This window comes from Paenibacillus sp. O199 (assembly GCF_001636635.1).
In the GTDB taxonomy this organism is placed as follows: domain Bacteria; phylum Bacillota; class Bacilli; order Paenibacillales; family Paenibacillaceae; genus Paenibacillus; species Paenibacillus marchantiae.
Window position 1 is genome coordinate 20,147 of the sequence record NZ_LGRP01000049.1, and the last position, 8,293, is coordinate 28,439.

7 protein-coding genes are annotated in these 8,293 nt (G+C 45.7%); all 7 read left to right on the forward strand.

The genetic code is table 11. The features are described 5' to 3' along the window. Positions 1-229 precede the first annotated feature (229 nt). The 7 genes from A6049_RS30235 (at position 230) to A6049_RS30265 (ending at position 7,922) form a co-directional block, all read left to right on the forward strand. The gene (locus A6049_RS30235; RefSeq protein WP_024633956.1) at positions 230-667 is read left to right on the forward strand and encodes an ACT domain-containing protein; all 438 of its coding nucleotides are present in this window, start codon (positions 230-232) and stop codon (positions 665-667) included. A gap of 93 nt (positions 668-760) precedes the next feature. Beyond that, positions 761-2,047, forward strand: coding sequence for a homoserine dehydrogenase (locus A6049_RS30240; RefSeq protein ID WP_063568127.1), 1,287 nt, complete (start codon positions 761-763; stop codon positions 2,045-2,047). A 119-nt stretch (positions 2,048-2,166) separates the two neighbouring features. Beyond that, on the forward strand, positions 2,167-3,237 hold the full coding sequence (gene thrC / locus A6049_RS30245) for a threonine synthase (protein WP_063568128.1): 1,071 nt from the start codon (positions 2,167-2,169) through the stop codon (positions 3,235-3,237). Further along, positions 3,234-4,202, forward strand: coding sequence for a homoserine kinase (thrB, locus tag A6049_RS30250; RefSeq protein ID WP_063568129.1), 969 nt, complete (start codon positions 3,234-3,236; stop codon positions 4,200-4,202). Before thrC ends, thrB begins: the two co-directional genes overlap by 4 nt. Further along, positions 4,199-5,080, forward strand: coding sequence for a prephenate dehydratase (pheA, locus tag A6049_RS30255; RefSeq protein WP_063568130.1), 882 nt, complete (start codon positions 4,199-4,201; stop codon positions 5,078-5,080). The genes thrB and pheA overlap by 4 nt, the downstream gene beginning before the upstream one ends. 137 nt (positions 5,081-5,217) lie before the next feature. Continuing rightward, positions 5,218-6,102: a branched-chain-amino-acid transaminase gene (gene ilvE, locus A6049_RS30260; RefSeq protein ID WP_063568132.1), complete on the forward strand. Its 885-nt coding sequence runs from the start codon at positions 5,218-5,220 to the stop codon at positions 6,100-6,102. A 194-nt stretch (positions 6,103-6,296) separates the two neighbouring features. Beyond that, entirely contained in the window at positions 6,297-7,922 is a 1,626-nt protein-coding gene (locus A6049_RS30265; RefSeq protein ID WP_063568131.1) for a LysM peptidoglycan-binding domain-containing protein, read from the forward strand. The last annotated feature ends 371 nt before the right edge of the window (positions 7,923-8,293 follow it).

An 8,293-nucleotide genomic window follows, 5' to 3' on the forward strand; every position in this document is an offset into this window, starting at 1 on the left:
GATAGTGCAACCCTTACGAATATAAAGGATTGAAACATATACGCAGAGTAGTGGGAGATTACCCGCTGCTCTGCGTTTTTTTATTTTTCCTTACCTGCACATGGGATAAACTTGTATACTGTTAGGAATAGTTTTTCAAAAATAGACATGTGAGGTATTGCCCTTTTGAGACAGATCCTATATAATGTCCACTATATGAATACATGAGTCTTTGAGGAGAGGACGTTCTGTGAATGAACGCTATTACTTAGTACGGGAAGACATTTTGCCAGAGGCTGTGGTGAAGACCATGCAGGTAAAAGAACTGCTAGCTTCCGGGGATGTCAAAACAGTTCATGAGGCGGTTGAACAGGTTGGATTAAGCCGAAGTGCTTTTTATAAATACAAGGATGGCATCCATTTGATCAATCAGCTTGAACGGGAGCGAATTGTAACGATCTCCATTGATTTGGAGCATCAGTCAGGAATATTGTCTCGTGTGCTCGGACATGTAGCTGGTTATGGAGCCAACGTGCTAACTATTAATCAAAGTATTCCGCTCCAGGGGAGAGCCAATGTTGTCATTTCAGTGGAGACATCACACCTCCATGGGGAAATCGGAGAAATGCTCGATCGGATGCAGGATATGCCCGGGGTTCGACGCACGCGCATTGTAGGCCAAGGTTAATTAGACGTTATCGTAAAACGTTTAGGAATAAGTTGTTTGTATGGTTAAATCGTACAGGGGTGAAGGAGAAAAGACATTGGGGGTAGATCGTTAGTGAAACCGGTAAAAGTGGGGTTGTTGGGTCTGGGTACGGTGGGGACTGGGGTCGTTCGCATCGTGGAAGGAAATCAGGAGGATTTGAGCAGTCAGGTTGGATCACCGATCGTTATAGAGAAGATTGCAGTGAAGAATACGGAAAAAGATCGTGTCATTGCTGTAGACCGTGCGAAGCTCACTGAAGATCCTTGGGAAGTCATTCGTCATCCAGATATTGATGTTATCGTGGAAGTTATGGGTGGCATTGATCAGACCAAAGAGTACATTCTTGAAGCACTGGAGCGGGGTAAGCATATCGTAACCGCGAACAAGGATTTAATGGCACTGCACGGTTCCGAGATTTTGGCTAAGGCACAGGAAAAGCAATGTGATGTATTCTACGAAGCGAGTGTGGCTGGTGGCATTCCGATCATCCGCACGCTGATTGAAGGTTTCTCATCCGACCGGATTACCCGCATTATGGGGATAGTGAACGGAACAACGAACTTTATTTTGTCTAAAATGAGCCAGGAAGGCGCCTCATATGAAGAGGTTCTGGCCGAGGCTCAAGCACTCGGATACGCAGAAACCGATCCAACTTCGGATGTCGAAGGACTCGATGCAGCTCGCAAAATGGCGATTCTGGGCACTTTGGGCTTCCGTACCAATGTGGAACTGAAAGACGTAACCGTTAAGGGGATTACATCCGTAACCCGTGAAGATATTACGTATGCCAAAAGACTTGGCTATGAGATGAAGCTACTGGGTATCGCAGATCGTCGGGATGATGAGATCACCATTAGTGTTCAGCCAACGATGGTAAGACAGAATCATCCGATTGCATCCGTCAATGGGGTGTTCAACGCTGTGTATGTACATGGCGAAGCTGTAGGTGAGACGATGTTCTACGGTGCGGGTGCAGGTGAGCTTCCGACGGCAACTTCTGTAGTAGCGGATATCGTGGCTGTGATCAAAAACCTGAAGCTGGGTGTGAATGGTCTTAAAGCCATTGTGCCTTATAAACAGAAGCGCCTGCAAAGTGACGAGCACATTATGTCGAAAAACTTTATTTTGCTGCATGTAGATGACAAGGCAGGGGTACTGGCGCAGATTACACAAATCTTCGCTGAATACGAAGTCAGCCTGGCTTCAGTCGTGCAACAGCCGAACGAGCATAACCCGGATGCTGAGATCATCATTGTTACGCATAACGCTAGCAAGGCAAGCATGGATAAAGTATTGAAACACTTTGAATCCCTTGCCGTCATTCGTCGCATTAAGAGTGTGTACCGGGTAGAAGGATAATTCGTCCCCAAATTCCGGTTTGAATTTTCAGATCTAAATCCAAGTTTAAGGTACACGTTTAACCATATAGATGTATGCAATCATATTCCTATTATTAACGACAAAGGAGTTTACCCACAATGAGATATCAAGGATTACTGCAAACGTATAGAGAGCACCTTCCGGTTAATGAAAACACGCCACTGCTTACGCTTCATGAAGGAAACACACCCCTGGTTCATGCGGAGAATCTGTCCGAGGAACTCGGATTGAATTTATATTTCAAATATGAAGGTCTGAATCCGACTGGTTCATTTAAAGACCGCGGAATGGTTATGGCTGTTGCTAAAGCGATGGAAGAAGGCAGTCGCACGATCATGTGTGCATCGACAGGTAACACTTCGGCGGCGGCGGCGGCCTATGCGGCTCGTGCTGGTCTGAATTGTATCGTATTGATCCCGAATAACAACATTGCGCTGGGTAAACTGGCCCAAGCTATGATCTATGGAGCAAAGGTAATTGCGATTAATGGCAACTTTGACCGTGCATTGGAAATTGTGCGTGAGATTACAGCCAAACATCCAATTACGCTTGTGAACTCCGTGAATCCGTTCCGGATTGAGGGACAGAAAACGGCTGCATTTGAAGTAATTGAGCAGCTTGGTCATGCACCTGATGTACTCGCCATTCCAGTGGGTAACGCAGGGAACATCTCGGCTTACTGGAAAGGGTTTAAAGAGTATAAAGAAGCAGGCAAATCGAATTCCCTGCCACGTATGGTCGGTTTTGAAGCGGAAGGCGCGATGGCAATTGTCAAAGGTGAACCGATTCTTGAGCCTGAAACCGTAGCAACAGCTATTCGAATTGGTAATCCTGCTAGTTGGAAAACTGCTGTAGCTGCAGCTGAAGAGTCTGGTGGACAAATTAATTATGTAACTGACGAAGAAATTCTGACAGCATATCGTACGATCGCCGCTCGTGAAGGGATTTTTGCTGAACCTGCATCCGCTGCTTCCGTTGCTGGTGTATACAAACTGAAGAGTGAAGGGTACTTTAAAGGCGGAGAAACTGTGGTTTGTGTACTGACAGGACATGGTCTAAAAGATCCTAATATTGCAATCAAAACGGTAGCGACTGAGCCGCTTGTTGTGGAAGATTCCGAAGAAGCGGTTATGGCGGCAATTGCACAATTGGAGCAACAATCCGTATGAGTTTGCAGCAAAGGGTAACTGTTAAGGTACCTGCAAGTACAGCCAATCTGGGTCCAGGGTTTGATACCCTGGGCATGGCATTGTCTCTGTATGCATGGCTTGAGATGAAACCGGCTGAGCAGACAACATTTCATTTACATGGAGATCATCTGACGGGTTTGCCAACAGATAAATCCAACTTGATATATGAAGTTGCACAGATGGTGTTCAACGAAGCTGGAATCTCCGTGCCGGAGTTGGAGATTTCCATGTATTCCGATATTCCGCTTACTCGGGGACTGGGAAGCAGTGCATCTGCAATTGTGGGTGCGTTGGCTGCTGCTAATGCTTTAATTGGTACTCCGTTATCTGATGCCAAGCTTCTGGACATGGCTACGTCGCTGGAGAAACATCCGGATAATGTAGGAGCCTCACTATATGGAGGTATCATTACAGCAGCATGGGATGGCAGTCGGGTAGACCATATTCGCATTGAGCCGCATCAGGATTTGCAGACGTTGGTCATCGTACCGGACTTCGAGTTGTCCACTTCGAAAGCAAGAAATGTAATTCCACAGCAGTTTGACAAGTCTGATGTCATTCACAACATAAGCAGATCATCCTTACTCGTTGCAGCTTTGGCAAGTGGGAGATTGGACATGATTCAAAAGGCGATGTCTGACCGGATTCATCAACCCTACAGGGCATCTTTGGTACCCGGTATGGCTGAAATCCTGGAACATGCGGTCAGTCATGGAGCCCTGGGGGCTGCATTGAGTGGAGCCGGACCTACCGTTTTGACGTTGGTAGATCGTCATGATACTCGTAAGCTTGAATTGGAGCAATATTTGATAGACACAATGAGCCGTGAAGGTATCACTGCATCTGCATTGTGGTTGGATCCGGATCTGGACGGTGTTACCGTACTGCCTGATCAAGATGAAAGTCCTTTTATGGACAGAGTTAAAGGGGAAGTTAACGCATGAAACGAATTGCAGTATTACCTGAAGGTTCAGTTTCTCATGAAGCAGTAGATTTTCTGTTTAATGGGGAGCCTTTGGAATTGCTTCATTCCAAGCTGATTTCTGATGTTTTCCGGGCTACGGATAGTGGGAAGTCCCAGTACAGTGTCATACCTATTGAGAATACGATTGAAGGCTCCGTTAGTTTGCATATGGACTGGCTGGTTAACGAAGTGGATATTCCGATGCAAGCAGAATGGGTTTATCCATCCATCCAAAATGTCATTGGGCATGGCTCTGAGTTCAGGACAGAGAGTGGTGAATATGATTTCGGGAAAATTACGAAGATCATGTCCCATCCTGTAGCGATTCCACAGTGCCAGAATTTTATTCGCCTGCACTCACCTGGAGCAGACCTTGAAGGTGTAAACAGTACAGCGGAAGCTGTGGAGATTGTTAAAAAAAATCCTGGCAAAGGCTGGGTCGCGATTGGTACAAGGCTGGCTGCACAGAAGCATGGTTTGGACATTATGGCTGAACGGGTTACCGATCATGACAACAACTATACTCGTTTTGTGTTGATAGGCCATGAGCCTGTTCAGATACCACGAGAGCCTGATCATGTGAAAACCAGTTTGCTGGTTACATTGCCTGAAGATGCACCGGGTGCATTGCATCAGGTGCTTTCGGCTTTTGCCTGGCGGAAGCTGAACTTGACCCGATTGGAATCTCGTCCAACGAAGAAGAGGTTGGGGAGTTATTATTTTTACATTGATGTTGAAGAAAGTGCAGATTCGGTATTGCTTACCGCAGCCATGGCTGAGATTGAGGCTTTGAATTGTCAGGTACGTGTTCTTGGCAGCTATCCGTGTTATACATATCCTTCGTTAAAAACGACCTGAATCAGGACGTACATTGGTGAAGGTTGTCATAAGACTGGGTAATGTGTGCAAGAACAGCTTGTAATTTGTTGTTCAATGAACGAGATAAATGTAGTTTCGGAATCAGGGGATGGAATTTTATGGAGGTGCAGTCATCGGTGTCAGAACAATGGATTTACTTGGATGGTCGATATGTGACCAAGGAGAACGCAACCGTTTCGGTATATGATCACGGATTTTTATATGGAGACGGTATTTTCGAAGGTATTCGTATTTATAACGGTAACATTTTCAGATGCAAAGCGCATTTGGATCGTTTGTACGATTCAGCTAAATCCATCAGTCTGAACATTCCGTTGTCTTATGATGAGATGCTGGAAGTGATGGCTGAAACGGTACGTCGCAATGATATGCGTAACGGTTATATTCGTCTGATCGTTTCACGTGGACCTGGTAACTTGGGTCTTGATCCGCTGCGCTGCCCTAAAGCGTCCGTTATTATCATTGTTGAGCAACTCGCGATCTATCCGGAGGAAGCGTATCTTACTGGGCTGAAAGCCGTGTCTGTATCGCAGCGCCGCAACATTCCTGATGCACTTAATCCAAAAATTAAATCATTGAACTATCTGAACAACATTCTTGTTAAAATTCAGTCTAACTATTCAGGTGCCGGTGAAGCGATTATGCTGAATTCCCAAGGTTACGTTACTGAGGGTTCGAGTGATAACATCTTCATCATCAAAAATGGTGTAGTCTATACGCCACCTTGTTATCTTGGTGCACTAGAGGGGATTACACGCCAGGCCATTATCGATCTGTGCGGTGAGCTGGATCTTGAATTAAAAGAAGTGCCATTTACGCTACATGATGTGTACATTGCCGACGAAGTCTTCTTCACTGGAACAGCCGCAGAAGTTATTGCTGCATATGAGGTGGACGGCAGAACGATTGGAACGGGTGTTGCAGGTCCTGTAACCTTGAGATTGCTGGAAGCGTTCCGTCAAATTGTCGACAAAGACGGTTACAAAGTTTGGGAAGAATAAAAGGAACGAACTGAATAGGGAAGCAGGAAATCCTTCTTGTCTCAGAAAATCAGCATACCTGAAGTATGCGGTTTTTGGGGCGGGAAGGATTTTTTTTGCTTAGTTGATGTCATTGGCCCAATTTCTGCATAGGATGTAGTAACGGTATGGGCGAATGCACTGCCCAAGTATCACGTCTAGGAGGTTAGTTCCAAGTGAAAATACACATGGTGAAAAAAGGCGACACATTATATCTACTGTCCCAAAAATATAATGTAGCGTTGGACAAAATTATCGCAGCTAATCCCCAAATTGCAAATCCTGACAAGTTGGAGATCGGCATGAAGGTCAAAATCCCTGCGGAGCCTGTAACACCAAAGCCAGAAGGCGTGTTGCACAGTCATAAAGTCCAGCAAGGAGATTCGTTGTGGAAGTTGTCACAGGCTTGGGGAGTTCCGTTGAAAGATATGATCAATGCGAACCCGCAATTGAAAAATCCTAATGCTCTTCTTGTAGGGGAGACCGTGTACATTCCATCAGCGAATGCACCGGGGAATGCGGCTTCAGAGAATGGTGCCTCATCCAATGTTGCTCATGAGAAGCTGTCTCCTGAAGGGAAGGAATACACGGGAGTTAAAGAAGAAACGGCTCCAGTCGTACCAGTAGTCCCAGTACCTGAACCAGCTCCTTTACCGGAAGTCTCCAATGTGGTTCCGGCTCCTGTACCTGCAAATCCGGTCGTACCTAATATCAAGCCAGAAGTGGAAGTGTTACCTCAGTTACCTGAAATTCCTGAAGAGAAACCGCAGAAGGAAGCTCAGAAGAAAGAAAATACCAAATCTGAAGTGCAATTAAAACCGATAACTGAAGCGCCGACGTATACGATGCCTAATATCTCACCTGAAGTCCTGCCTTTACCTGTAATACCTAACAACACGAAATGGCCTACAGAAGTAGCTCCTGCGACCAAAGCTCCATGTGGTTGCGGCAGTAAAATGCTGCATGCTCCTGCCGAGCATCCCTATGCCCAAGTTCCTGTACCTGCACAAGAGGTATACACTGCTCCACAAAACATGTATACGGCTGGGGCGAACGACAATGCTACATTCCCAGGTATACCTGAAGTGAGTCCTTACTCCATAGGTAATACATCCAACACGCCTTGGACCGGCGCGGAGTATAATCATAACAACGTTATGCCAAACGTATCTGCTGAGATGCAGAACAACTCGTATCCGATCGCTCCATCAGGTCAAGTGAACAGCCCATACCCTCCATTTGCGGCCAATGAGCATATGAACCACCAACCGCCTCATAGTTCTCCTTACTCTATGCTTCCCTACCCGCCATGCGGATGTGGCAACCATCATATGCCTAACCATCAATACGCACATCCCTCACATAACTACCAGAACCCAGCGTGGGGCACATACAATCCTTATGGGATGCAACCCGAAATGACCACATCCATGATGCCTAATCAGCCATTGGAGTATGCCTATCAAAATCCATACCCTACTCAGAACATGGTGCCGCCGTCTCCATTGGGTGCATTTGGTGAACTGTATCCTCCACAAGGTAAGGGGGGAGGCAAAAAGGGTGGACGTGACGAGGCTAACTTAAGCCAGTCCTCTACAGAGAGTGAGGCTGAGTTTAATCTTGAAGCAAAGCCTAAACAATCAGCCAAAACAGGAACTGCGAAACGCAGAACAGCCAAACCTGCTGCTAAATCTAAATCTAAAGTATCTGTATCCGGGAAACAAGCAAGAGAGCGCACAGGGATAACCACTAAACGTAGTTCTAACAATAAAAAGCGTAGAAATCCCTGGATACAGCAATAACACTGTAAAGTAAACGGAAAACCGTTAATCTTCAAAAGGCCGTCTCTGAGAAGAGCCGGCCTTTTGAGTTTTGTATGGAGAGCAGGGTAATCCTACTATAGTATGGAAGTGTCACGCTTGTAGGATTCTTTTTAGCAGTTATCAAGAAAACCCATGAATTTGGACGTGATATTTGGGGGAATAGGGCCTCATATTCGCTATAGTTTTATTGAGGGCATTGGGGACTTAGAATCTATTAAATGTTTTTTCGAAAAAACTATTGCATTGGTTTCGTCAGTATGATATATTATTTAAGTCGCCGCTGAAACACAGCGCTGACAACGAAAAGAGTAACACAAACGAGTTTGATCTTTGAAAACTGAACAACGAGT